Annotated in this window: 28 protein-coding genes; 15 read left to right on the top strand and 13 right to left on the bottom strand. The window is 40.4% G+C overall.

Translation table 11 applies throughout. The features are described from left to right. Window positions 1–17: 17 nt before the first annotated feature. Window positions 18–1,760 carry a thiol reductant ABC exporter subunit CydD gene (gene cydD / locus AC6UDE_RS01025; RefSeq protein WP_500696341.1) on the top strand — a complete coding sequence of 581 codons (1,743 nt, stop codon included), beginning with the start codon at window positions 18–20 and terminating at the stop codon, window positions 1,758–1,760. Then, the gene (gene cydC, locus AC6UDE_RS01020; RefSeq protein ID WP_500696340.1) at window positions 1,753–3,492 is read left to right on the top strand and encodes a thiol reductant ABC exporter subunit CydC; all 1,740 of its coding nucleotides are present in this window, start codon (window positions 1,753–1,755) and stop codon (window positions 3,490–3,492) included. Before cydD ends, cydC begins: the two co-directional genes overlap by 8 nt. Window positions 3,493–3,500: 8 nt before the next feature. Here cydC and AC6UDE_RS01015 read toward each other — a convergent pair whose 3' ends face one another. After that, window positions 3,501–4,478: a polyprenyl synthetase family protein gene (locus AC6UDE_RS01015; protein WP_500696339.1), complete on the bottom strand. Its 978-nt coding sequence runs from the start codon at window positions 4,476–4,478 to the stop codon at window positions 3,501–3,503. 105 nt (window positions 4,479–4,583) lie between these two features. Here AC6UDE_RS01015 and AC6UDE_RS01010 point away from each other — a divergent pair, with 105 nt between their 5' ends. Together AC6UDE_RS01010 and AC6UDE_RS01005 are read left to right on the top strand one after the other, a co-directional pair. After that, window positions 4,584–5,498 carry a prenyltransferase gene (locus tag AC6UDE_RS01010; protein WP_500696338.1) on the top strand — a complete coding sequence of 305 codons (915 nt, stop codon included), beginning with the start codon at window positions 4,584–4,586 and terminating at the stop codon, window positions 5,496–5,498. 23 nt (window positions 5,499–5,521) lie between these two features. Beyond that, window positions 5,522–6,442 (top strand): prenyltransferase, encoded by a 921-nt coding sequence (locus AC6UDE_RS01005; protein WP_500696337.1) that lies wholly within the window; start codon window positions 5,522–5,524, stop codon window positions 6,440–6,442. Window positions 6,443–6,512: 70 nt separating this feature from the next. On the opposite strand, the gene AC6UDE_RS01000 is transcribed toward AC6UDE_RS01005, so the two are convergent. Both AC6UDE_RS01000 and AC6UDE_RS00995 read right to left on the bottom strand, forming a co-directional pair. Beyond that, window positions 6,513–7,394, bottom strand: a complete 882-nt coding sequence (locus AC6UDE_RS01000; RefSeq protein ID WP_500696336.1) for a glycosyltransferase family 8 protein — start codon at window positions 7,392–7,394, stop codon at window positions 6,513–6,515. Continuing rightward, window positions 7,394–8,629 carry an aminopeptidase gene (locus AC6UDE_RS00995; protein ID WP_500696335.1) on the bottom strand — a complete coding sequence of 412 codons (1,236 nt, stop codon included), beginning with the start codon at window positions 8,627–8,629 and terminating at the stop codon, window positions 7,394–7,396. Before AC6UDE_RS00995 ends, AC6UDE_RS01000 begins: the two co-directional genes overlap by 1 nt. A gap of 227 nt (window positions 8,630–8,856) precedes the next feature. Between AC6UDE_RS00995 and AC6UDE_RS00990 the strand changes: the two genes are divergently transcribed. Further along, complete coding sequence (locus AC6UDE_RS00990) at window positions 8,857–10,056, top strand: MFS transporter (RefSeq protein ID WP_500696334.1); 1,200 nt, start codon at window positions 8,857–8,859, stop codon at window positions 10,054–10,056. A gap of 17 nt (window positions 10,057–10,073) precedes the next feature. Further along, window positions 10,074–10,715, top strand: coding sequence for an NAD(P)H-binding protein (locus AC6UDE_RS00985; protein WP_500696333.1), 642 nt, complete (start codon window positions 10,074–10,076; stop codon window positions 10,713–10,715). An 82-nt stretch (window positions 10,716–10,797) separates the two neighbouring features. On the opposite strand, the gene AC6UDE_RS00980 is transcribed toward AC6UDE_RS00985, so the two are convergent. The 6 genes from AC6UDE_RS00980 to AC6UDE_RS00955 form a co-directional block, all read right to left on the bottom strand. Further along, entirely contained in the window at window positions 10,798–11,568 is a 771-nt protein-coding gene (locus AC6UDE_RS00980) for an ABC transporter permease (protein WP_500696332.1), read from the bottom strand. Between the two features lie 18 nt (window positions 11,569–11,586). Continuing rightward, window positions 11,587–12,345 carry an ABC transporter permease gene (locus AC6UDE_RS00975; protein ID WP_500696331.1) on the bottom strand — a complete coding sequence of 253 codons (759 nt, stop codon included), beginning with the start codon at window positions 12,343–12,345 and terminating at the stop codon, window positions 11,587–11,589. Window position 12,346: 1 nt separating this feature from the next. Next, window positions 12,347–13,222: an ABC transporter ATP-binding protein gene (locus AC6UDE_RS00970; RefSeq protein WP_500696330.1), complete on the bottom strand. Its 876-nt coding sequence runs from the start codon at window positions 13,220–13,222 to the stop codon at window positions 12,347–12,349. Window positions 13,223–13,242: 20 nt separating this feature from the next. Next, complete coding sequence (locus AC6UDE_RS00965) at window positions 13,243–13,620, bottom strand: helix-turn-helix transcriptional regulator (protein ID WP_500696329.1); 378 nt, start codon at window positions 13,618–13,620, stop codon at window positions 13,243–13,245. 179 nt (window positions 13,621–13,799) lie between these two features. Continuing rightward, the gene (locus tag AC6UDE_RS00960) at window positions 13,800–14,522 is read right to left on the bottom strand and encodes a hypothetical protein (protein ID WP_500696328.1); all 723 of its coding nucleotides are present in this window, start codon (window positions 14,520–14,522) and stop codon (window positions 13,800–13,802) included. Continuing rightward, window positions 14,500–15,027 carry a Panacea domain-containing protein gene (locus tag AC6UDE_RS00955; protein WP_500696327.1) on the bottom strand — a complete coding sequence of 176 codons (528 nt, stop codon included), beginning with the start codon at window positions 15,025–15,027 and terminating at the stop codon, window positions 14,500–14,502. The genes AC6UDE_RS00960 and AC6UDE_RS00955 overlap by 23 nt, the downstream gene beginning before the upstream one ends. A 222-nt stretch (window positions 15,028–15,249) precedes the next feature. Here AC6UDE_RS00955 and AC6UDE_RS00950 point away from each other — a divergent pair, with 222 nt between their 5' ends. The 3 genes from AC6UDE_RS00950 (at window position 15,250) to AC6UDE_RS00940 (ending at window position 16,595) form a co-directional block, all read left to right on the top strand. Further along, window positions 15,250–15,777 (top strand): DUF308 domain-containing protein, encoded by a 528-nt coding sequence (locus AC6UDE_RS00950; protein ID WP_500695492.1) that lies wholly within the window; start codon window positions 15,250–15,252, stop codon window positions 15,775–15,777. 205 nt (window positions 15,778–15,982) lie between these two features. Then, on the top strand, window positions 15,983–16,258 hold the full coding sequence (locus tag AC6UDE_RS00945) for an AbrB/MazE/SpoVT family DNA-binding domain-containing protein (RefSeq protein ID WP_500696326.1): 276 nt from the start codon (window positions 15,983–15,985) through the stop codon (window positions 16,256–16,258). Continuing rightward, window positions 16,251–16,595 carry a hypothetical protein gene (locus AC6UDE_RS00940; RefSeq protein WP_500696325.1) on the top strand — a complete coding sequence of 115 codons (345 nt, stop codon included), beginning with the start codon at window positions 16,251–16,253 and terminating at the stop codon, window positions 16,593–16,595. The genes AC6UDE_RS00945 and AC6UDE_RS00940 overlap by 8 nt, the downstream gene beginning before the upstream one ends. A 59-nt stretch (window positions 16,596–16,654) precedes the next feature. Here AC6UDE_RS00940 and AC6UDE_RS00935 read toward each other — a convergent pair whose 3' ends face one another. Next, window positions 16,655–17,503 carry a hypothetical protein gene (locus AC6UDE_RS00935; RefSeq protein WP_500695495.1) on the bottom strand — a complete coding sequence of 283 codons (849 nt, stop codon included), beginning with the start codon at window positions 17,501–17,503 and terminating at the stop codon, window positions 16,655–16,657. A 122-nt stretch (window positions 17,504–17,625) separates the two neighbouring features. On the opposite strand from AC6UDE_RS00935, the gene AC6UDE_RS00930 reads away from it, so the two are divergent. Both AC6UDE_RS00930 and AC6UDE_RS00925 read left to right on the top strand, forming a co-directional pair. Further along, window positions 17,626–18,201, top strand: coding sequence for a hypothetical protein (locus AC6UDE_RS00930; RefSeq protein WP_500693257.1), 576 nt, complete (start codon window positions 17,626–17,628; stop codon window positions 18,199–18,201). Window positions 18,202–18,211: 10 nt separating this feature from the next. Next, window positions 18,212–18,334 (top strand): hypothetical protein, encoded by a 123-nt coding sequence (locus tag AC6UDE_RS00925; RefSeq protein WP_500693256.1) that lies wholly within the window; start codon window positions 18,212–18,214, stop codon window positions 18,332–18,334. An 87-nt stretch (window positions 18,335–18,421) separates the two neighbouring features. On the opposite strand, the gene AC6UDE_RS00920 is transcribed toward AC6UDE_RS00925, so the two are convergent. Next, a complete protein-coding gene (locus tag AC6UDE_RS00920) occupies window positions 18,422–19,363 on the bottom strand; it encodes a dihydroorotate oxidase (RefSeq protein ID WP_500696324.1) in 942 nt (313 codons plus the stop codon). Window positions 19,364–19,743: 380 nt separating this feature from the next. On the opposite strand from AC6UDE_RS00920, the gene AC6UDE_RS00915 reads away from it, so the two are divergent. Both AC6UDE_RS00915 and pyrC read left to right on the top strand, forming a co-directional pair. Next, window positions 19,744–20,694, top strand: a complete 951-nt coding sequence (locus AC6UDE_RS00915) for an aspartate carbamoyltransferase catalytic subunit (protein WP_500696323.1) — start codon at window positions 19,744–19,746, stop codon at window positions 20,692–20,694. Beyond that, window positions 20,691–21,965: a dihydroorotase gene (gene pyrC, locus AC6UDE_RS00910; protein WP_500696322.1), complete on the top strand. Its 1,275-nt coding sequence runs from the start codon at window positions 20,691–20,693 to the stop codon at window positions 21,963–21,965. The genes AC6UDE_RS00915 and pyrC overlap by 4 nt, the downstream gene beginning before the upstream one ends. Before the next feature lie 54 nt (window positions 21,966–22,019). Here pyrC and AC6UDE_RS00905 read toward each other — a convergent pair whose 3' ends face one another. Next, a complete protein-coding gene (locus tag AC6UDE_RS00905) occupies window positions 22,020–22,526 on the bottom strand; it encodes a type 1 glutamine amidotransferase domain-containing protein (RefSeq protein ID WP_500695500.1) in 507 nt (168 codons plus the stop codon). 178 nt (window positions 22,527–22,704) lie between these two features. Here AC6UDE_RS00905 and AC6UDE_RS00900 point away from each other — a divergent pair, with 178 nt between their 5' ends. Both AC6UDE_RS00900 and AC6UDE_RS00895 read left to right on the top strand, forming a co-directional pair. Continuing rightward, window positions 22,705–23,334, top strand: a complete 630-nt coding sequence (locus AC6UDE_RS00900) for a hypothetical protein (protein WP_500696321.1) — start codon at window positions 22,705–22,707, stop codon at window positions 23,332–23,334. Beyond that, complete coding sequence (locus AC6UDE_RS00895) at window positions 23,327–24,016, top strand: hypothetical protein (RefSeq protein WP_500696320.1); 690 nt, start codon at window positions 23,327–23,329, stop codon at window positions 24,014–24,016. Before AC6UDE_RS00900 ends, AC6UDE_RS00895 begins: the two co-directional genes overlap by 8 nt. A gap of 64 nt (window positions 24,017–24,080) precedes the next feature. Here the strand turns inward: AC6UDE_RS00895 and AC6UDE_RS00890 are convergent, their stop codons facing one another. Next, window positions 24,081–25,181 (bottom strand): MFS transporter, encoded by a 1,101-nt coding sequence (locus AC6UDE_RS00890; protein ID WP_500696319.1) that lies wholly within the window; start codon window positions 25,179–25,181, stop codon window positions 24,081–24,083. Window positions 25,182–25,439: the final 258 nt, after the last annotated feature.

Genomic DNA, 25,439 nt, shown 5'->3' with positions numbered 1-25,439 from the left:
TTAAGGATTGATAAAACATGTTTGATAAACAACTTCTATCAATTCCTGGGGTCAAAAAATTAATTGCCAAGCTAAGTATTCTAGCAGTCGTTCAATCGGTCGCTATCATTCTAGAAGCCCTTTTTCTCTCACAGGCAATGGTGCTTACTTGGGAACAAAAAAAGATAGCAGCGTTAACCATACCTGTGCTATCTTTTTTTGTTGCTTTCGCATTAAGATACCTGATCACAAGAATTGAAAATCAAATTACCGATAAATTTGCCAGTCAGGCTAGTAGTCAGTTAAAAGAACAACTCCTACAAAAAGAATTCGAACTAGGACCCGCCATGGTCTCAAACATCGGATCAGGTCACATGGTAACCCTAGCACTTGAAGGGATTGATAAGGTCGAAAACTACCTTAACCTCATCTTGCAGAAGACCATTAACCTGGCGGTCATTCCATGGATCATCCTTTTGTACTGTTTCTTCGTTAACTGGCTCTCAGCGGTCGTGATGCTACTGGTCTTTCCGGTAATCATCTTGTTCATGATTATTCTAGGACTCGCCGCTCAGGCTAAATCTGACCGACAGTATTCCGGCTTTAAAGAGATGTCCAATAACTTCATCGACAGCATGCGGGGACTTAAGACCCTCAAACTCTTTGGCCTCAGTAAATCTTACGGGGACAACATCTATCGGGTTAGTGAAAATTACCGAAAGAGCACGATGAGCGTGTTAAGAGTCGCCTTACTATCGACGTTTGCCCTCGACTTCTTTACGACCATGTCAATTGCCATCGTGGCCGTTTTATTAGGTGTGAAATTAATTAATGGAACGGTGACCTTGCTTCCAGCCCTAATCATCCTAATTCTCTGCCCGGACTACTTTTTACCGGTCAGAGATTACGGAAATGACTACCATGCCACTTTGGACGGCAAAAATGCCCTGATTGACATTAACAAGATTCTGGATTTACCAAGTCCAACCAGCAAAATTAAACTAACAAACTTTCACAACTGGACTAAGGACAGTACCTTAAAGGTCAGTGACTTAAACTTCAGTTACGACCAAAAGGAGGACAATATCGCTGATGCCAATTTCAATCTGAACGGATTCATTAACATCGGAATCGTGGGTCGGTCTGGTTCAGGGAAGTCCACGCTTTTAAACCTCCTTGGAGGCTGGCTGTCTCCAACCAACGAAAACGGTCATCTCCCATTCAACGTTGACGGTCAAGCAATTGACAGTCTCGCTCAATCGGAATGGCAGAAGCACATCAGTTACATCCCCCAGGATCCATACATCTTTGCCGGAAGCATTGCCCAAAACGTCGCCTTTTATAAACCCGATGCTAAGGCTTACGCCATTAACTCGGCCATCGAAAAAGCGGGACTATCCAAGTTTGTTGCCAGTCTCCCAGATAAGGCGAACACCAAGATTGGTGAAGGTGGGAGAGGCATTAGTGGTGGTCAGGCCCAACGGATTGCCCTGGCCCGAACCTTGCTTGATACCGATCGAACCATTCTCCTGTTAGATGAACCAACCGCCCATTTGGACATTGAAACCGAATATCAACTAAAACAAACCATGGTTCCGATCTTCAAAAACCACCTCGTCATCTTTGCGACCCACAGACTTCATTGGATGAACGAAATGGACTACATTCTAGTCATGGAAGACGGCAAAATCGTTGAACAAGGAACTCAAACTGAATTATCCAACCAAAACGGAGCCTACAAGCAATTGATTAGTGAGATTCGAGGTGGAAACAATGCGTAAACTACTTAAAAACGATACGTGGATTAAACCATACCTGACCAAGTACAAGGTCCTGTTATTCTGGGTCTTCTTTCTCGGCGTCTTGACCTTTGGGTGTGGGATTGGATTGATGTTCGTTGCCGGCTACTTAATTAGTCGTTCGGCCACTCATCCCTACAACATCCTGATCGTTTACGTCCCGGTCATCTTAACGCGGGCCTTCGGAATTGGCCGACCGGTCTTTAAGTACTTAGAGCGACTAAACAGTCATAACTGGGTCTTAAAGGTAACGTCTGCCCTTCGAAAACGGCTCTACACTACCCTGGAATCATCCGCCCTTTTTTTGAGTGAGAAATTTCAGACCGGTGATTTACTGGGTGTCCTAGCCGACGACATTGACCACCTTGAAAACCTGTACCTAAGAACCATATTTCCAACCCTTGTGGCCTACATCACGGGTATCATCATCATTGTGGCCTTAGGCATCATTAGTTGGCCCTACGCCATCTTCATGTTCGTTGCGTTTACCATCATCTTGTTCTTTGTTCCACTTGCCTCTGAGGCCATGCGGGGGGCTTCTAAGGAATACCAGAAGTCGCTTCTCCACCAGTCTTATGAAAATCTGACGGATTCAACCCTTGGAATCGCGGACTGGATGATTTCCGGTCGAGAAAAGGGCTTTCTTAATCATGTCAGAAAAAACGACCCGAAGATTGCCAAGTCTAACGATCAGACCCACTTATTTGAGTGGAATCGTGAATTTCTCATTAAAGTGGTCTTCGCAATCGTCATCATCGGGACCCTGCTTTGGTCTAACCTGTACTTCAAGGGGTCACAGGAACTCGTTAACTACGCGGCCGCCTTCGTCATGGGAATCTTCCCGCTGATGGATACCTTCGTACCGGTCTCTCAAGCCTTAGAAGAGTGGCCAATGTACAGTGATTCGGTGGTCCACTTGAATCAACTTTCAGACGAAGAGAGGAAACCGTACGTCTCAGACGAAAAGCTGCCCGCCCCAGCTGACTTTAACTCCATTAAACTCGATCACGTGACTTTTCACTACCAGGACGACGCAAATGACATCATCAAAGACGTCTCGTTTAAGATTGATAAACACCACAAGTTAGCAATCATCGGCCCCAGTGGGGTTGGAAAGACGACCCTATTGCAGCTTTTAACCGGAGCACTTACGCCAACGACTGGACACGTCTTAATCAACAACATCGATGCCTACAAGTTTGAATCTGACAGTTACAAGTGGTTCAGTGTGCTGGATCAGAGTCCGTTTCTATTTGACACGTCGGTCTTAAACAACGTCCGAATCGGAAACGAAACCGCTACTGACGAAGACGTCAAAAGGGCCATCAAGGCCGTAGGATTGTCTGATTACATTGAATCACTACCAGACGGCTATGAAACGAACGTCAAGGAAAACGGAATCAGATTCTCTGGCGGGCAACGGCAACGAATTGCGCTCGCCCGCATCCTCTTGCAGGACAATCCAATTGTCCTACTCGATGAACCCACGGTGGGACTGGACCCGATTACCGAAAATAACCTGATTAACACCATTAGTCGAGTTTTAAAAGACAAAACCATGATTTGGGTTACCCATCACCTTCAGGGCTTAGACGAAATGAATGAGGTCATCTTCCTTGAAAACGGCGTCATCAAGATGGAAGGAAACCCGCAAGCATTGTATAAAAATAACGCCCGTTATCGTAAACTGTACGCAATGGACGTTGGGAAATAATTATTCGGTTATTTAGAATACTGAAACAATTCCGAAATGATGGTTTTAAGGACGGCGGTACTCTCAGATTGTGGTAACTGCGCAATTAGGTCAAAAGCGTCGTCTAAGTACTGCGTATAAATCTGACGCGCCGCCTTCATTCCGCCACTGTCACTCACAATTTTAGCAATTTCTTTTAGATCAGCTTTTTTAAGCTGGTCTTTTTTTAAGATTTTTTTTAACTTTGGACCGTCAGCGGTCTTGAAAGTTTCAATGACGGGCAAGGTATACACGCCCTCACTGGCATCGTGCAGGGTGGGCTTTTCGGTTTCAACGTCTGGCTCAAAGTCTAGGAGGTCGTCTCGAATCTGAAACGCCATCCCAAAGTTCAAACCAATCTGCTCAGCAATCTGGACGGTGTTATTGTCAGCCATTGAAAGGATGGCACCCTCCCCCATTGCCACTTTGAAGAGTTCCGCCGTCTTTCCCTGAATTGAATCAAAGTAGTCCTGTTCACTTCGGTCTAAATCATACTTACTTTCGTCTTGGGCCAACTCGCCAAACAAGACGTCCTTCATGCTTTCAACGTTGTAACGCAAATTATCAAAACTCGGAGCGTAGTCCAAAAGCATTTCAAAGTATTTCGTGAACAGGTAATCACCCAAGTAGATCGCTTCGCGCTGGCCAAATTGAGCGTTTAACGTATCTTCCCCCCGTCTTAGGTCCGATTGGTCAATGACGTCATCGTGAACCAAAGAAGCCAAATGAATGACCTCAATTGAAGCGGCGGCCTGGAGGAGTTTCTCTCGCTCAACTGCTTCCGTGCCAAAGTTACCCGCGATTAACAGGAGCGCCGCCCTTAACATCTTGCCGTTTCCATTAATTAGTTCTTCGATTCCCCGTTTAAACTCGGCCTCAGGAACCTGAATCTCTTTACTTATGAGTGATTGAACTTGAACCAGTTCAGATTCAATTTCAGGAAATTTATTCCAAATGGTTGTTTTCATGTCTTTTCCTTTTTTATGGTAACCTTACGATATTTTCATGGTACTATAATAACAGCATTATCCTTAATAATAATAACATTAACAATGACTTTCGGAGGCAAAACAATGAAGTGGAAATACTTTTATCAACTAACCGAGATGTACACCACGCCAGTCGACGTCTTAATCCTACTGTTCTGTGCCAGCTTTTCGTACTACTTTTACGGTTCTTTTAACTGGTTGTATGCCATCTGGGCCTTCTTCATCGTGTTCTTGATGCACCTGTTTTTAAACCTACATAACAACCTGGAAGACTACGAACACGCAACCGACGTGACCGACTACAAGCACGCTACCAGTATCATTGGTAAGTACCACCTAAGTACCCGGATGATCTGGAAATGGGTCGTAATAATGGGGATAATTGTCGCCGTCCTTGGACTCACGCTCGCATACCTCACTGGTTGGCCGACGCTAATCATCGGCATCATCGGCTTTGGCCTCGGATTAGCCTACTCGGCGGGTCCGAGACCAGTGGACTCCACCCCATTTTGTGAACTTGCGACCGGCATGCTCATCATGTTTTTTGACCCGCTGGTTTACGTCTATCTAGGAAGCATTCATCGCTTTCACTTTTCCTGGGATAGTATCGTCGACGTCTTCTTGGTCACCATGTTCCTGTTTGTGCTTGCCTACATCACCCAACTCGCCAACAACACCTGTGACCTAAGAGAAGACATCGGAAATCACCGTTACACCCTGGTGTATTACATCGGACCATCAGACGCAATTAAATTATTTACAATTGTTTTCTGGTTGACAATCTTAATCATACCAATTTTATCCTTCTTTGGATACGTCCCAATCATTTCAAATTTAATTATTTTGACTTATCCGCTGGCCTGGAAGAAAGTTAAAGTTTTTCAAACCAACCAGAACAAGCAAGAAGTCTATCATCAAATCGTTGGTGGGGTGACAATGTTAATGGGGTTGTATATCATTACTTACATGATCGGAACCATCATCAAAATCTTTCTTTAATTCATTTACACTGGAGGTAAATCATGACCTGGAAGTATTTTTATCAACTAACTGAGATTTACACAACACCGCTGGACGTGACCTGGCTCATACTTGCGGCTAGTTTTTCTTATTATTACTATGGCTCGTTTAACTGGCTGTATGCCATCTGTGCCTTCGTGATTGTCATCGCCCTGCACCTCTTTTTAAACATGCAGAATAACCTCGAAGACTACGAACACGCCACCGACAAGACGGACTACAAGCACAGTACGAGCACCATTGGTAGTAATCATCTGAGTCTCACGATGATTCGGCACTGGTTGTACGGTTTTGCCGCTTTCATTATCATCGCCGGTTTGATCCTCAGTTACTTTACTGGCTGGCCCACGCTGGTAATTGGTGTGATTGGTTTTCTATTGGGATTGGCGTACTCGGCAGGACCAAAGCCTTTAGACGCCACCCCATTCTGTGAGTTAGCGGTCGCCACGTTAATTCCGTTCTTTGTCCCACTCATTTACATGTACATGGGAAGCATCCACCGATGGAACTTCACCCTTATGAGTGTGCTGGACGCCTTTTTGGTGACGCTATTACCGTTTATCCTCTTCTTCATCATTCAACTCGCAAACGACACGTGTGACCTCGAACAAGACATTGGTAATAACCGTCATACACTAGTCGACTACATCGGGAAAAAGAACGCCATTAGGGTGTTTGACTGGGTCTACTGGCTCTCAATCATCGTCATTCCAATTCTTTCTTTGGCAGTCGGCATTGTTCCCTACTTTGCCCTACTGACCATTCTAATTTATCCTTACGTTTGGACCAAAGTCAAAGTGTTTAACTTCAATCAAAACAAGGGAGAAATTTATAACGTCATCGTTAAAAACGTTTCACTGATCGTTATGTTATACATTTTGACGTACATGATTGGCACCATCATCATCTACCTATTTAAATAAACCAAAAGCACTTCTTTAAATAAACTAAAAGCACTTCAGAATTTTCTGAAGTGCTTTTTTAGGTTTAAAACTAGTGATGATTACTAACGTACCACGCTAGTTGATTCAGTAATTTATTTTGGTACTCATCATACAGACTTCTCAAGGGATGCAGATGATCCACCTTGACAATCCACGGCTTATCGAAGTTTGTGTAGTGCACAATGACGGGATGATCCAACGCCTCTACTTGAGAACGTTGCCCGTCCGTCGTCTCACTTTTGCGGTACTTGCCTTTAATAAGGTTACTTTGCACGTTGTACTTGGAGGGTAATGCCTGCCAATCACCGTTAAAAATGGCATTTAAGGCGTCCTGATCCTGAAACCGCAACATTTCCGGATGGTCATTTGAAAGGCTACGAGCTTTTTGAGAAATACCGTTTTTCCGCCACTTCTCGGTATCAATTAGTAACAAGCCGGCGTTAAAGTAGTGGCCAGCTTTCTCACTGACTCCCATCTCACGCAGGCGGTCCAAATAACCAGCATTTTCAACGGCGCCAATTACTTTCCCATTTAAATCAGCGTGATAAAGTTCATCAATGTTTCCCACACAAATCATATCAGCGTCAAGATAGAGAATCCTGGGACGGTCAATTTCTTCTGGAATATCAATGCGGTAGTAAGTATTGCGTTTGATGATGCTGTTCGGAGCATCCGTGTTGGCCTTCTGGTAACGGTCCTCGTGGGGTTTTAAAAATTTCACCGTTAGACAGTTTTGAAAAAGCTTCGGAAGCGTGGCAATTAAGTTCTGATTTTTGGGATTTAGATAATCGTTGACGACAAAAAACTCAAAGTCTGCATCGGGATTGTTTAAAAGGATGGAAGTGTAATTAATTGCCAGCGGCAGTGCCATGTTGTTGTCAGTGGTGGACGCAATCGTGAGCGGATGAGCCACTTCAGTTGGTTTTTCCACTAGGCCCAGTCTCCGTTACGAAAGACGGGAACGACCGTCCCATCAGCTTTAACACCGTCGATGTTCATGTCGTCAGAACCCATCATGAAATCAACGTGTTCTTGACTGCTATTTAAGCCAGCCTGGTCTTGTTCTTCCGGACTCATCTCGGTCCCACCAACAACGCTGAATGGATAAGCAGCGCCCAGGGCCATGTGATCACTGGCATTTTCGTCGTACAGGGTGTTATAAAAAATGATCCCCGATTGTGAAATTGGACTAGGATCCGGCACCAGTGAAACTTCGCCGAGCGAACGAACTCCCGGATCGGTGGCAAGGAGGTGGTCAAGTGTCTTTTGCCCTTTCTTGGCAGTAGCCTTTACGACCTGTCCGTCCTTAAAAGTGAACTCCATGTCTTCAATCAAAGTGCCAGAATAGCTTAACGGTTTCGTTGAAGTGACGTGACCGTTAATCCGGCGTTTGTCAGGAGCCGTGAAGACCTCTTCGGTTGGCATGTTGGGCATGAACTTAATGCCATCAACACTGGTACTGCCAGCCCCGACCCAGACGTGGTGCTTGGGCAATCCGACCTCCATGTCAGTTCGTGGGGAATGGTACTGCAACGTGTCAAACTGTTCCTCATTTAACCAAGCTGCCTTTTCTTGGAGTTGGTCCTTGTGGTCCTTCCAAGCCTGAATGGGGTCGTCGTTATCAACTCGAGCGGTTTTGAAAATCTCGCGCCACAACTTATCAACGGCTTCGTCATCCGGTAAGTCAGGAAAAACCTGTTTTGCCCAGGCTGTGTCAGCGGCACCCACGACCGTCCAGGTTAAGTCGTTATTCTGCGTAGCAACCCGGACCGCGTTCGTGGCCTTCCCCATGGCAGCCGTGTTCTTGGCCACTCGTTTGGGATCAATTTGGGCAAAAGCAGCCGGGTCCTCAGACAAAACTGAGATTCGAGCGGCATGCTTATCAACGATGTAGTTGGCCTCATCAATCATGTACTGGGGAATGTTTTCCAACCGTTCGTCACTAGCGTGTTCTAAGAACTGCTTAGAAACAAAGGTATCGTCCCACTTCACCATCACATCGGCGGCCCCAGCTTTATAGGCTTCTTTCACAATCATGTGGGCCAAGTCCTGGTGATGATCAGAGATATACAGAACGACCGTCTGGCCCGGTTGGACGTTTACTCCGACCTTGACAATCAGTTCCGCATACTTTTTTAAATTACGATCTAATTCTTCCTTCTTCATGTAACCATCCCTTCTTCTCTCGTTGCATCCATTCTATTGATTTTTATTTTCAATTACAATTAATAAGTGTAACGCCTTGCAATCAAAATTTAACTTACGGAATGTAAGTCCGAAGCCACGGCTTTTCAACTTATCTGACTTCACAATTTCTCAGAAAGGGACTGGAGCAAGCGCGTGATACCGTGCTAAAATGGATGATATTACTTAACGAAATGGGAGGGAACGACGTGTCAAAAGCTGCCAAACGAGCAATTTTCATCCTGATTATTGCGAACTTTATCATTTGTTTAGGGATGAGTCTGGTAATTCCAGTCGAACCTTTCATTAAAAACGAATATCATTTAACCACCGCTCAGATGGGAACCATGACTTCCCTGTACGCCCTAACTCAGTTCATCGGATCGCCGTTTGTCGGTCGAATCTCTGACAAGATTGGTCGGGCACCGATTCTGGCTGGAGGACTCGTTCTTTATTCCGTCTCGGAAATGATGTTTGCGGCCTCTAACACACTGCTGTTATTCGATATTTCCCGACTAATTGGTGGAATTTCGGCCGCCATGGTGGTGCCAACGTCCATGGCAATGGCCGCTGACCTGTCGTCTTCAGAACAACGGGCCAAGGTCATTGGCCTGCTATCGGCTGCCTTTAGTGGTGGTTTAATCATCGGTCCCGGGATTGGTGGTGCACTTGCCAAGTTTGGGTACAAGACGCCGTTCTGGTTTGCGGGCGTCCTTGGCATCATCGCCGTCATCTTCTTTGTCATAGGACTTCCCAAGCACATCAAACAGACCAATCAAAAAAATCCCGTCATGGAGGAAGTCCACATCACCGAAAAGGGCCTGAAGTCCATCTTAAACGGGACCATGATTGCCCTTTTTGCCATGATTTTAATCTCATCATTTGGCCTGCAGGGCTTTGAAAGTATCTACACGATCTACGTGAACCAGGTCTTTCACTTTACCCTTGATAACATTGCTGTCGTCCTAATCATCAACGGGATGATTTCCCTGGTCCTTCAGGTCGTCTTCTTCGACCGCTTGGTCCGAATGCGCGGTGAACTGGGTCTCATCCGTGACTGTTTCATCCTCAGTTCCATCTGTATCGTCTGGATTCTGTTTGCTCACAGCAAAATCGAAGTCATCATTGCCACCCTAGTCGTCTTCTGTGCCTTTGACGTGTTAAGGCCCGCCATCACAACACTGCTGACTCGTTTTGGCAAAAATAACCAGGGATTAATCAACGGCTTAAATATGTCACTAACCAGCGTTGGTAACATCATTGGACCCATTTTTTCTGGAGTCCTAATGGACATTAACCCTCACTACCCCTACACGATTGTCGCCATTATTTTACTGTTTTCGGCGTTCATAACATTTGTAGTTCGTTACGAAATGCGTCACACTAAGGGCGTCAAAAGTGATGAATAGAAACGGAGGAATTGCATATGGCAAAAAAAGTACTAATCTTAGGTGCCGCGGGACAAATTCCTAGCATCGTAATTCAAAAATTACTAAAGGACACCGACGTTGACATGACCCTACTAGCTCGTAACGCTAAAAGTCGCTTAACTGTCAGTGACCCCAAACGAGAAACCGTCGTTGACGGTGACATCAATGATGATGAAACCTTGACAAGCGTTATGAAAGGTCAAGACATCGTCTTTTCGGATGTCCCTCACGCTAAGGCAATGAGTTCCGTTATCAAGGCCATGGACCAAGCAGACGTTAAACGTTTAATCGTCGCTGGTCTCCTAGACGTTGACGATACGGTCGTTGGACCATTTAAGAAGTGGAACAACGAGATGATTGGCAGTACCTACGCTGATCCCAAGAAAGCCTATAAGGAACTGCTTGATTCCGACATTGACTACACTTACTTGAAGATGACCTGGCTTTATAACGACAAGAACAACGAAAAATACGAAGTTATCCCCGCTGGTAAACCGTTTAAGGGTGCGCAAGTCACCCGGGAAGCCATTGCCAAGTTAATTGTCAGCATCATTGAAGACCCAAGTAAATACCAACGTGAAGACATTGGCGTGGTTGAACCAGGTACTGAGAATCTTTCCAAACCTTCATTTTATTAAAAGTTAAACAATATAAATACCTTTAGATGGATTTTATCAATCCAATCTAAAGGTATTTTTCGTTATTTATAAAAAATATTAATCAAAAACTTTTTCTCTGAAAAATTATGTACCCTAACACTAAAAATGTGAGTGACCATCCCAATGTTCCAATCATTAATTGACCATTGCTCAAAAGAGTTGTTAAATGATAAGTTCCGTAGTTATAGTATTGATTAGTCAAGTTCAGCATATTAAAGGGATTCCATTTTAATATATTAGAAAATGAATTACTTTTATCTACTAAATTGCCTGAGACGAATTGACCAATCAAAACGATGAGAATATTAGTTGTAATAACTACCGCATTTGAATTAATAATGCATGATGCAATAAATACCAAACTAATTATCAATAAAGATGCAACCAAATCCACTAAATTAAAAATAATCATATTTATAATTAACGGACTGTGATATTGATATAAATCTAACCAATTTATTGACAAAGAAGTAAACGGAACTAACTGGAAAATAAAAAAGTAAATTATTGAAAATAAATGTAATATTATCGCATAACTACATGCAATCAGTACTTTAGCAAAATAAACGTCAGCTTTTTGCGGAGCTTTATAAAGGATCGTTAAAATCGCATTATTCTGATATTCCATCGTAAAAAGTGTCGAACAAACTATGATTAACACTAAGGGAATAATCTGATTAGAATCGTCATTTGTCATAGCTAACAAATTATTTTGTTGATTACCAGAAGCCATCTTAACAATGAGCATATAAACGGGAATTAAAAATGGTGTAATATAAACAATTTTTCGATGAATACTTTTATAAAGTTCCTGATGTAAACAACGTAGCATAACTAGATCCCCTCCATTTTAAATCCGTTGATGCTTAAAAATAAAATACCCAACAACAAAAAACCCTAGTCCATAAATAAGCGTTCCTATTATTAACTGAACATTACTTAAATTTGAAAATAGAAAGTACTTTTTATTAGATAATTGATTAATTACATAAATCATATTCAACGGATTCCATTTTATAAAATTGACTGAAGTCGGGATGCTTTTCATGATGGCGGTTGAGATATTCGATCCTAAAAACACGATTAATAGTCCCATCGCAATTACAAACGATTCATTTTGAGTTAAAACAATAAGAAGAAAAGCAAGTACAATCACAAAAATCATATACAATAGATAACCAACGACATTCAATAAGAGGGAAATTAAAACAGTATGTTGATCATTAACAAGCGAAAACCAGGAAAATTCTTGATTAGCTAAAAAGAACGTAAATATCAAAGTTAACAAGGAACCAAGTCCTAATAAAGTTATTCCATAAAACATCACAATCATAAACTTAGATAAATAAATCTTTAATTTATTAGATGTTTTATAAAACAGAGTACTAATAGTATGATTACGGTATTCAATGGCAATAAAATCAGATGCAACCGCAATTAAAATCACGATGGACCATTGGCCCATACCGAAGCCTTGTGTAACCACTAAATTGTTATTATTTCCAGTTAAGGCACTGTAAAGCATTAAAACAAACAAAACCGCAATTCCATATAAGGGTAATCTTTGGTGAACAAATTTATAAAATTCATGTCGTAAACTGGCAATCATTCTATTGAACCCCCTCTTTCTCCAGAATTTGGACTACAATCTTTTCCAAATTACCATTATCAGGAGTCAACTCTTCAAGATAAATACTATTATCAGCCAGAATTTCTTGAATTTTATCCAAATTGCTTCGATTAATTACATAAAAATCACTTTCATCAATAAAATCAACTTTGAATTTCTTTAAGATATCTTTTGTCTTATTCATATTTCGTGTAATTAATCGGTATTTTTGATCATTAGTTTCAAAAATTTCTTGTAATGACTTACTTAAAATTATTTTGCCATTTTTTAAAATTAAAATATCCGTCATGACTTTCTGTAATTCTGATAATATATGACTAGAAATTAAAAAGGCAGTCCCATTTTGGGCATATTCCCTAATGATCTTTCTAACACTAATGGTAGCTTCAATATCTAAACCGTTCATTGGCTCATCCAAAATAACTAAATCAGGCTTATTTAATAAAGCAATTGCAATCCCCAATTTTTGTTTCATTCCAATAGAATAATTTTTAGATTTTTGGTCAATGTATGAATTCATCTGTAATAACGAAACAATATGATGCATATCTGTTGAATCTTTACTATATAGTTTAAGGTTCTCCATCCCTGTTAAAAATGGATAAATAGCTGGATTTTCAACCAACGCTCCCACTTTTTTCAGTGCAATATGGTTAGTAGTGGTGACACTTTGACCATTTAAGGAAACTGACCCCTTAAACTTTAGAAGACCTAAAATTGTTTTCATAATCGTACTTTTACCGGCTCCATTAGGACCGATTAAACCTACAATTTCACCAGATTTAACTTCAAATGAAACATTTTTCAAGACATGATTTTTCCCAAAAGAAACACTAATATCTTTTACTGAAAGCATACCAATTCCTCTCTATAAACTTAACTATGGAACATTTCTGCTACGGTAAACACAAATCCAGATACTAAAATCAAAATTAAAACAATCCACCAATATCTAGCTAAGAATTCCCACACATTATTAATCGGATGATATCTTTCGTTAACGTTTTGAGGAGAATTGTATCCATTTTGATTAGATGAATTTTTATCTGGTTTATTACCAAATAACAACACCTCTACTGGAATTTGAAAAATTTTGGCAATTTTCTCAATTGTATTTAAATTTGGAGTAGTTTCACCAAGTTCCCATTTCGAAACTGTTTGACGGGTCACATATAAATCATTTGCCAACTCTTCTTGAGAAACTCTCTTTTCTTTTCGTAATTTTTGTAATTGCTGAGCAAAAATAATTTTCATTTATGTACTCCTTTAAGTTTTATTAATTTCAATATACCGTAAGCAGAAGAATAATAAAGCACTCGTTTAAAAAGAAGAGCACTTACAAGGTGGAAACATGTTAATTAATGTTTACATAATTGAGTGCGTTCACAAAAAAAGATCCAACATTATAAATTAATGTTAGATCTTTAATCATGCTATTTCATTACACAAAATGTACCTATCCCAATAGAAGCAATGGCAGATAGTATTAAACAAATTGTTATTCCCATACTAAAAGAATATTTTTGAGGAAGATGAGTTATTTTTGAAATTCCAGTAAATAAAACAATGACAACTCCATAAATTAAAAGAAATGATATTCCAGCAGATATTAATGCACCACCAATAGAAGAAACATTTTGGATTTTCTCAAAAGCATGAGAAACACTAGTAATTCCACCAAATATAGCAAATGTAATGGCAGTGAAAATTCCTAAAATAGTTATAAAATCAGTATAAATATTCTCTTTCATCTTACTAATTTTATCAGATTGTTCTTTAATACTAGCCAATTCTTTATTAGCATCATTTGTTTTATTATCAATAAACTCATCTTGTACTTTAGTTAATTCCATATTACGGATAGTAGAATCAATTATTTCTGACCTTTTAGGATTGCCTGTAGAACTAACTGTATTGAGAATTTCTTCAGCCTGATCTACGAGCCCTTTAACCTTACTTTCTTCGCAATTAAAAATTTTTTCCGCAATTATTTCATAAGGAACATGGATATTATATTTTTCCATATCAGATAGAGTTTGTTTCAGAGAATTTGTATTTACCTCGTTCAAAGATTTTGAGGAAAATATAAGTTTACAATATTTTTTTGATACTTCTGCACATATTTCTTTTTGATTATTTTTTTCCTGAGTTTCCATATTTATTATTTTCCCAAAATCTATTATTTTTATTTGAATAATAGTTAATTGTCTCCTTATCATCATACTGAATATGATTTTTATTATTCCATTGTGGTTCTTTATGTGAGTAATCAACTAGTTCAAATGGATTAAACCTCAATAAATCATTTAAATGATTTTTAATAAAATTCCTAGTATCTGCCGATAATTCTAAATCTTCAGGAGAATAGGGCGTTTCATTTACTTTTCCTTCGTCGTTTAAACTATAACTTTTAACATACTGTTTTGGAATCTTAATATTATCAGCTCCATTAGAGGAGTACTCCCTGTAAATATTATGAATTACGGGACCATATAACCATTTCTCAAATTTATAATCAGTAATTAAGGGTTTGTCACATTCAATTAAATGGATAACGTTTAAAAAATATAATACTTTCTGTAATTTTAAATTAGTAATTGGCTCGTTTTCTTTTTGTGTTTGTTTAATTACATAGTCAGCTACACTTAATGCTTTCGCCATATTAATTCCCCCTTACATATTTAAGTAATTCTTCCATAATTATCATATTAATAATACCCAATTGTCAATTATGAGTTATTTAAAAACATAATTTCGCCTCTTTTCTATCCGCCCAAGTTTAATATACGCAACAAACGCCAGGTATGTTTTTTATTACACAATTCCTTACAAACTACGTTATAATTGACCACGTAATAGCTTTAAATAAAGGGAGCGTTTTATATGTTTAATGAAAAAGAAAAAGGTTTTGATGGATGGGCCTTAATTGCGGGAATTATCTTTGTTGCCGCTGGACTCTTTGTCTTCATCAAGCCATTTGCCACACTGCAGGCACTAGCCGTTATTTTAGGAATCGTGGCACTCTGCATTGGCCTGTATCACTTGGTGCTTCATCATCAACTGCAAAAGAACTTTGATGTTTCGGGATATTTGATTATCATTAATGGAATTATCGATATCATCATTGGTCTGATCCTGTTATTCAGCCGCTCATTTGGCTTCTACCTCATCGCCATTGCCTTTGCGATCTGGTTCATCGTTGACTCTGGTCTAAGCATCTACTCGGCAACCAAAGCACAACAGAAATCAGCCAAACGTTACTACTGGTTAATCGTAACGGCCGGTATTATCGGAATCATCATTGGAATTATCCTATTGTTTACCCCATACCTTTCAAACGCCGTTGTTATTATCTTCATCGGGATCTACTTCATCGTTGAAGGAATTAAGTTATTGGTAATGGCGTTTTAACTAAGCAAACCAAAAATGGCCTCACGTACTTAAATACGTGAAGCCATTTTATTTCGTCAATTTTATTTAAACTAATGAATTTCCCAAAAGCAGCATGATAAACACAAGCACTTATTTTAAACAAACTTACTTGTATTATCTAACTAATAAAGATACAATTAATGTAGTTAAATGGTAAAGTGATTTAAGTAAAGAGAGGTATATAATGACACCAGTTGTAAATACTAAAATATCTAAACAAGGTCAAGTTACTATTCCTGCTAGCGTACGAAAAGAATTAGATATAACGGACAGTACAAATATTTGTCTTACAGTTAAAGGTAACTCAATCGTAATTACCAAAAGAGATAATAAATCTGTTTGGAATAACATATTAAATCAAGTCCCCGCCAAAAAAACTAAAACCAATGCTAAAGGCGAGATTGTTATTAATGATAATACTGATGATCAAGCATTAGTCGACTGGGGTCTCAATGGTTGATCAATTTGAAATTTATATTGCACGAGTAACTTTCATTACCCAAAATGGATTTAAAGATAGACCACTTCTAGTGTTGGGAACATTAGACAAAAACAAAATTGGATACTTTCCAATAACTTCTAGATATAAAACAAAGTCAGCTACTATAAAAAAGTCTTATTATCCTATTGTCGAATGGAAAATTGCAGGATTAAAAAAGCAATCATATGTTGATTGTGGAGTTTTAAGATCAATTGATAAAAAAGCAATCATAAATAAATCACCCATAGGAAAACTAACTGCTATAGATGCTAATGGAATAACGGACTTTGTACAAAAATTAAAGAACTTACATTAAACCCAAAAATGGCCTCACGTACTCAAATACGTGAAGCCATTTTCTCTTGTCAATTTTATTTAAATTAATGAGTTTCCCAAAAGCAGCATGATAAACACGAGCACTAGGTCCAAGTAAACAAAGCTACTTACGACCTGCCACTTTCCCATTGTATAACTGGACCAAATTGAATTAATGATAATAAACACCAGTTCAATGTAAATCAAGAGGGCAATCAAACTGCCACCCACCATCGTAAAACCACCGATGATGGAATGCGGGCCAAGGTGAAGGTGAAACGGTCCAAATTTCAGCCAGAAAACCACGACCGCCGACTGAATGACCAACAGGACGCTCAACACCACGTTAATCCAGAACATGATGCTGTTTTTAATGAGCAAAGGTTCTAACTGCCCACGAATCAAGAAGTAGCCGATTGCCGTCAAAATCACCATCACTAACAGGGTAATTCCAATAATTTCAAGATTAGCGCTCAAAAGTTGCTTATGACTCTCGGTCACAATGTTAATCTTGCGTCCCGTCCACGTGATGATGTCGCATCCCAAGATGAACACCATCCAGTAGATCAACATCATCCAAAACTTAGGATACAGACTAATCGGGTGATAAATCATGAAGGCATAAACGGCGGTAAAGAACAGCACAGCCAACACAAAGTACGGTCGATTCATTACGGAAGCGGCTGCTCCACAAATCAAGGTCGAAGCCGCGAGCCACGACCACTGATAACCCTTCCCCTTTGACTCAAAGAAAGCCATTGGAACCGCCATAAAAATGAAGATTAGACCAATCTCAGCCGACAGGTGAAAAGCTTCATAATAAAGTAAGTCTAAAATGACGAAAGCATACGCCACGAATTCCAGCGATAACGTTTTGAATTGACGCGTCTTGACAAGTTTTTTTAACATGAAATTCCCCTTTATTAGTTCTTCTGGTATCTATTTTACACCCAATTAAACTCAATTTTCTAAATGTTTGTACTATCGTGAGCGTTTGGGTATGATGAAATTGAGCCCAGGAGGTGAATAAAATGGAAGACATTGATATTGATGAACTCAATCCCACCACGATGGTGGAATACTTTGAAAATGAACGGAAAAACAAATTCGACGTTGGTTACATTTTAAAACATAACGACAAGTATGCGCTGATGAGGACCATTGACCTTGAAGGTCGTCTTGATAACTACGAATTAATCGATCTGACAAAAGAAGTTCCAGTTTTTAACACGGGAACTCCGTACTTAAAACAGATGATCGAGTATCGGACCCTTGCGACTGAATATGGGCTTAAGGATACACCACAAATTAAAACAATTGAAGACCTTCCTTTTAAGAATCCACTTCAGGAGGTCCTTGATTATCTGTCACGGAGTGAAGTGAATTTTGAAGTCGTCACAATTAACAAGAAGAACCAGAAAAAAGACCGCATCGGCTACATGAAAAATCGAGAACCGTCCAATTTCTCACTGATTTCACGAGCCGTTGACGATCCGTTTGACCCCATTTTAAATGAGGAACACAAGATCAAACTCAAAAAGATCGAGATTGTGTGTTTCAATTCATGGGAGCTCATCTTTTTGACTGATCTAATCAAAAATGATTAGGAGGAGATTTATGTCCAAGTCAACTAAGATTATTATTGCCATCGCTGTTGTACTTGTAATCGTACTACTCGTCTGCATGGCGTTAGTACTGTTAATTCCCGGTCCAATTGGTGAAATTTCAAACGCAGTTTAAGGTTCAAACTAAAAAGGTGATCACGCGATTTGATCGTGTGGTCACCTTTTCGTTAATAGCAGTATTTAAAATCATTCTAGGACCAAATTAATCCTGCTGCTCCTTGAGTTTTCCCCGAAAATCAGACAACTGATGGTAGCCCTTGTGAAGCATAATATCTGTCAGTTCAGAATCCAAACGTGAAAAGATTTCAGGGCCATCCTTTAAAAGAGCGGTTCCGACCTCAACGATATCAGCACCACACAGGATTAACTCAAAGGCATCTTTCCCGGTGCGAACGCCACCAGTTCCGATAATCTTGATTTCTGGCTTCAAACGCTTTCTGAAGGCTCGTACGTTTGCCAGTGCCACGGGCTTGATGTATGAACCACCGATGCCGCCAAAACCACCATTGGGGGAAATGACTGCTGATTCGGTGTCAGCGTCCACAATTAAGCCGTTACCAACACTGTTAATGGTGTTGATGTAGGTCAAGGGATACTGGTTCAAAATCTTACTTATGGCGTCGTATTGTTGTAGGTCAAAATATGGTGGTAACTTGAGGCCCAGTGGCTTGGTGTAAAAACTAAAAATGGCTTCCATGGCCGCATGAACGGCCGCAAAATCATAACCAATCTGGGGCTTTCCAATCACATTCGGACACGACAAGTTGAGTTCACATAGACCGGTAAAGCTACTGTCTTGAATTTTTCTTAGAGCCGTGATGTTGTCACCAAGGGAGGTTCCCGAGATTGATAAATCAATTGGTTTGTTAATCTGATTTTGTTCAATGTAATCAAGATAGTATGCCAGTCCCTTGTTTGGTAATCCCATGGAATTGATACTGCCAAACTCTGTTTCAGCATAGCGCGGCTTGGGGTTCCCCTCACGTGGCTCTAACGTGGCACTCTTGGTCGTCACGCCACCAGCTTCGGATTTCAGGATTTGATTCATCTCTTCAGCGGTTTCGTCAAAGACTCCAGCGGCATTTAAAAAGGGATGGGCAAACATCTCGTTACCGATCTGTGCTGCAATTGAAATGTGATCCATTGTAAATAACTCCTTTGGTATATAAAAAGTCACAACTATTAGTGGGCATTCAGAGAAGTTCCCATTTGTCATAGTTGCGACCGCGATTAGTTTAATTAGGATGAATAATCTTTTGGATTCTCTGAACCAATTAAAGATTGATTGTCATTATCATAATGGCAACGAGTCGCACTTGTCAACTGAGAAAACTTGCCTAAAAAATAATTGACTTTCTACGTCAATTTAGTTAGAGTATTTATCAAATAAATCGAGACTACTTTAATTCAATCCAGAGAGATTGAAAAGTTAACTGGTCATGTCAAAAAGTGGGCGTACTACGTTAATTTGTAGTAGGCCCTTTATTTACGCAATTCAACCAAGTGAAAATCTAGGAGGATCAAATGGCATATTCATACAAGCATGACTTAGTGACGGTCTCTGACATGGACGAGAAACAGGTTTTACATAAGATTAAACTGGCGCAACTCTTTAAAGAAGACAAATCGGTGCACCTAAACCGCCCCACCTACGCAATGAACCTCTTCTTTGAAAACAGTACCAGAACGCACACCAGCTTTGAGATGGCAGAACGCAGACTTGGCATTCAGGTTCTCCAGTTTAACGCTGATACCAGTTCGGTAACCAAGGGTGAGACCCTCTCCGACACCATCAAAACGCTTCAGGCGATTGGCGTTGACATCGCAGTCATTCGGCATCCCGAAAACGAGTACTACCGACAACTACTGAACGACAACCTGAAAATTAGTGTGGTCAACGGTGGTGACGGAAGTGGCCAGCACCCATCCCAATCACTTCTTGACATGATGACCATCTACCAGGAATTTGGCACCTTCAAGGATTTAAACGTCGGGATCATTGGCGACTTAAACCACTCCCGAGTGGCCCGTTCCAACATGGAACTTTTAACTAAACTCGGAGCGTACGTGTCGTTTGCGGGTCCCGACCAGTGGTACGACCCGAAATTTGAGGAGTACGGTAAACATTTAACCGTTGACGAACTGGCCCACAATTCCGACATTGTGATGTTACTCAGGGTGCAAAAGGAACGCCTCGGAAAAGAACTGGCGGACTTTGACGCCACCAGTTACCACGAACAATTTGGCTTAACTAAGGAGCGCTACCAAACGATGAGGGATAACGCCATCATCATGCACCCCGCTCCCGTCAACCGGGGAATTGAGATTGATTCCGACCTCGTTGAAGCTGACAAGTCGCGAATCTTTAAACAGATGACGAACGGGATGTACATGCGCATGGCCATTTTGACCGACGTCCTCGTTAATAAGGGCATTGTGAATAAAGCAGATATTGAGGGAATTGACGAACGATGAAAATTTTAATTCAAAACGGGCAAGTATTTCAAAATCAAGCTCTCAAACAGTGTGATTTACTGTTAGATGATGGTGTTATTAAACAAATTAAACCTCAAATTGAGCCAACGCAAACCAACAGGGTCATTGACGCCATGAATAAGGTGGTACTGCCCGGTTTGGTGGACGTGCACGTTCACTTCAGAGACCCCGGTCAAACGGAAAAGGAAACCGTCCAAACCGGTAGTGAAGCGTCCGCTCAAGGTGGTTACACGACCGTCTGTGCCATGCCAAACGTCACGCCCGTCCCCAACACTCCGGATAAACTAAAGACGATGATTGAACATAACCTACAACAGGGCGTTGTCAACGTGAAACAGTTCGCCCCCGTGACCTATAACGAACGTGGTGACCAACTCGTAAACTTTGCCGCAATGAAACAGGCTGGAGCCGTAGCCTTCAGTAACGATGGGATTGGGATTCAGAGCGCCCATACCATGTACAAGGCCATGAAAAAAATCGCTCAAACTGGATTGCCTCTGGCTGCCCACGTCGAAGACCGCTCGTTAATGAACGGCGGCGTCATTAATGAAGGATTAGCAGCAAAAAAACTAGGCCTAACGAGTATTCCTGAAGTGACGGAAACCAGCCAACTAGCTCGCGACCTTGAACTCGCACGTGTGAGTGGCGTCCACTACCACGTCTGTCACGTCTCAACGGCGCGCAGCGTGGAACTGATTCGACGGGCTAAAACGGATGGCGTGCATGTCACCGCTGAGGTTTCCCCGCATCACCTGTTGCTAGACGATTCCATGATTACCAGTGACGACCCCATGTACAAGATGAATCCACCACTGAGAACCAAAAAAGACCGGCAAGCGTTACTAGATGGATTATTGGACGGCACCATCGACATGATTGCGACCGACCACGCTCCCCACACCGTCTCTGACAAGGGGAATTCTTTTAACGATGCGGCTTTCGGGATCACCGGCATCGAAACAGCTTTCCAACTGTTGTACACCAGGCTGGTTGAAACCGGTCAGGTGACTTTAAGTCAACTACTAGAATGGATGAGTAGTAAGCCAACTGCCGCCTTCAAGCTCTCAAAAGAAAACCAAATCAAGGTTGGTAATCACGCCAATTTCTCAGTCTGGAATCTCAATGCGCCGCATCAAATTACAACCAAAAACATGAAATCAAAGGGAATTGATTCGCCGTTTATTGGCAAGCAAGTCGATGCGCAGAACCTCATGACCTTTGTTAACGGCCAAATCGTTTACCACCCATAATTAAAAAAATGCTTTACGTAATTAAATACGTAAAGCATTTTTACTATTGCGAGCTCAAATTAAGTCTTCGACAATGGCAGCGTTGAACTGATCCAAATCATCCGGTGTTCGACTCGTAATTAAGTGATGATCCTTTACCACTGGCTCATCTTTCACAATGGCACCAGCGTAGTAAATGTCGGTCTGAACGGTCTTATAAGCGGTCATCGTGCGACCTTTAACCAGTCCCGTCTGCATGAACAATTGGGGACCATGACAAATCGCAAACGTTGGCTTGTCAGCTAACAAGAAACTTCTCGCAAATTTAACAAACCGTGGGTCACCCCGCAGTTGATCTGGTGAAAAGCCACCGGGAACTAGCAAAGCATCAAAGCTTTCCGGCATAACATCGGCAATTCCAGCGTCAACCTTGGTCTTGTGTCCGTGTTTACCAGTGATTTCTTCGCCAGCCTTCTTATCGATGATCGTAATATCGTGACCAGCTTTTTTCAATGCTTCGACTGGTGAAGTCAATTCAACATCTTCAACGTCATTAGTTACAAGTACAGCTACTTTAGCCATTTCTTATCACTTCCTTATCTGTAATTTTACATGGAATGAAATTTCAGGGAAAATATTTTGCTTAAAAATTTATCACAACTTTAGAACCAATGAAACTTAACGGAAATTTGATTTACACTTCTCACTTAAAGCCGCTATAATTAACGTAACTACATTTTCCAGAATTCGAGGGTATTTTATGAACAAGTCCAAACATGACGTCAACCTAGTTTGCGTGACGGTCGCATCCTGCATCATCTTCGTCTTAGTGATCCTGATAGGATGTCTGTTAGTCTCAACTCATCACGCCAAGGCTAAAAACCAACAACTTATGACTAAGATTAGGACAACCCGGCAGGAAACCAATACGTTAAACGCCAAAAAGACCACGCAAAAAGTTCAAAAGCAGCACCAGACCGGAGTCGACATCACATCCATTCAGAAAAATAACGACCAGGTCTACCAAAAGGCCATGAAGATGGCATACATGGCCAAATCAAGCAAACAGCGTCAAGCCGTTAGTAAGCAGTTTAAAAAGGATCGTTTCGATCCAGCCTTTACTAAAACGGTTCTAAGTACCAAGGGACACAATAAAAAATACCTAAACCAAAAGATTGAGGACGTCTCCGTCAACAACGCTCGTTACGACAGCCAGTCTCAATCCTACAACTCGATGATCACCATTACCTTTGCCTCAAGGAAGAATAAGAAGCCAAACGTCTTGAATTACGTCGTTAACTACAACGTTAAGAAACGAAAGACGACCCTCGTTGGGACTTCATGGACCAGCACGTTCGTGGCGTTAGGAGGTCAAGAAATCAATGGCTAAAAACAACAAATTTCACCTCAATAAAAACGTCAGTGTTCTAGCAATCATGTTCGTAATCATTGTCGTCTTGCTCCTCGCTATCTTCACCCTGATGATTCATAATGACACCATTAACACCCAGGTTAAAACCAATCGAGCCACCCTTTCTGCTGAGCAGAAAACGTACAACCAACGGTTTAACTCCCTAAACAAGCGTTATAAGAATCGCCTTTTAAACACCGATAATCAAAAGGTCGGCAGTATTCTGCAAAACCAACACATGGCCGACACGACCTACAAGAACCTAAACGAATTCTTCCAGATTTTCTACACCTACGATAATGACGACCAATTCCTAGCACGTCCTCAAGTCCTAAAAGACGCTGGACTCATCGGACCAAACTACGCTAGCAACCAAAAGGTCTTTGGCAAACAAGGAAACAAGCAGACCAAGGATAAGGTCAAAAGCATGGGCGTCAAGAGTAAAATGGTTGGACTACAGATGTACGACAATCCGAACAGTCCCGAAACGATTAAGAAGATTCGCGTCATCGTCACGTACGCAACCAAGTACAACCAAAACGGCGGTGATAACGTCGACAAGCTGGGTGACGTGCTGTACAACACCAAGACCAATCAAGTGCTGAGCTATCAACCAATCGTGACCGTGGGCCACTCGTTAGTAACAAAGTGGGACCAATGAAAATAGCCTTCAGGAAATTCCTGAAGGCTATTTTTTTGAACTAATTTAACTTAATATTTTAATTTTATTTTTTCCTCAATACTAATGGTATTAATATAAAAAATGGAATTAAATACATACTACTTAAGAAAAAAATATTATTAATGGGCAACTTTAGAAATGGGCTAATAAAGATTTGTGAAATTCCTACCCCAATATAAGACATCAAACCCACTATTCCATATCCATTATTTCTTGACGTAGGATTCTTTATTTTTGCCATTAGTGAATAATATATTCTAAATATCGACCCATATAAATATCCAAACAAAATGCCGCTAAGATACGACAATATACTTAGATTACTGTAGGAAATAATTGCCATACTAATAATCATCCCTAAAGCAATAATAGTTAACGATTCCCAACTCGAATTAAAAAAGTGTGACCCTTGAGCGATGGAATAAAAAAGCCAAAACAGGAAATAGTAAATACCAACGGATAAATGAAGATGGCTAAAATAAATCGGAAGATAACTTATTATGGTCCCATAAGAGATAGCAATGGCAGTTAGAAACAAAAGTAGAACGGATAACTTTAAAGACATAAATTTAAATGGGACATTATTTGTATGAGTATTATCAATGATAGTTGCTTGCTTATTGGATATCACCTTTATAACAAGTATTAATAAAAGGATTGCCAAAGCAAGCCAACTAAAAAGTAAAAGTTTAACAGACGACTTATATAATAATTCTGCAATCATTGGGCCAGTTGCTGATGATACAGCAGTAGTTATATTATATAAACCGATATTTTTCCCATTTGTTTTCACATTTTGCGTTTTTGTCAAAAGATTTAATAATATTGGAGGAATTAAGCCAATTCCTACTCTTAATAATATAGACCCAACATAGTAGAATAGGAAGTTTTTAAAGAAAAGTGAGAAAATAACATACGTTGCACAAAATGATATGGTCCCAAATAAAAGTCTTAACTTTATTTTCCCCACCGAATGCCATACAGAAAGTCTTACAATGAAGACACTTATTGTAAAAACGAGCAGTATTTTACCAACATCTGAATAAGATCTTGTTAACGAAAAAACAAATATGGGTAATAAAGTGGTCAACATCATAAAAAGTAAATCAACTAAAAAATTGGACCACAATAGGATTTTATTCATGTGAATTCTCCATTAGTTAAACTTAATACGTTTTCATTAATAGACTCATAATATAAATTGAAATAAGTATACCGCATTGTTTAAAAGTGTAAGCAACCTAAGTCCACATAATTTAATTTCAACATAATAAAGCCCCACAAGTTGGACGATAAATTCAACTTGTGGGGCTTTATATCAACAGGAAAGTTCCTGAAGGCTGTTTTTTTTGAACTAATTTACTTCAATTAAACAAATCTTTCAAACTTCTCGTATTTAACC

The organism is Fructilactobacillus sp. X2R5C3, assembly GCF_059901325.1.
This window is presented reverse-complemented; position numbering and strand designations above follow the sequence as displayed.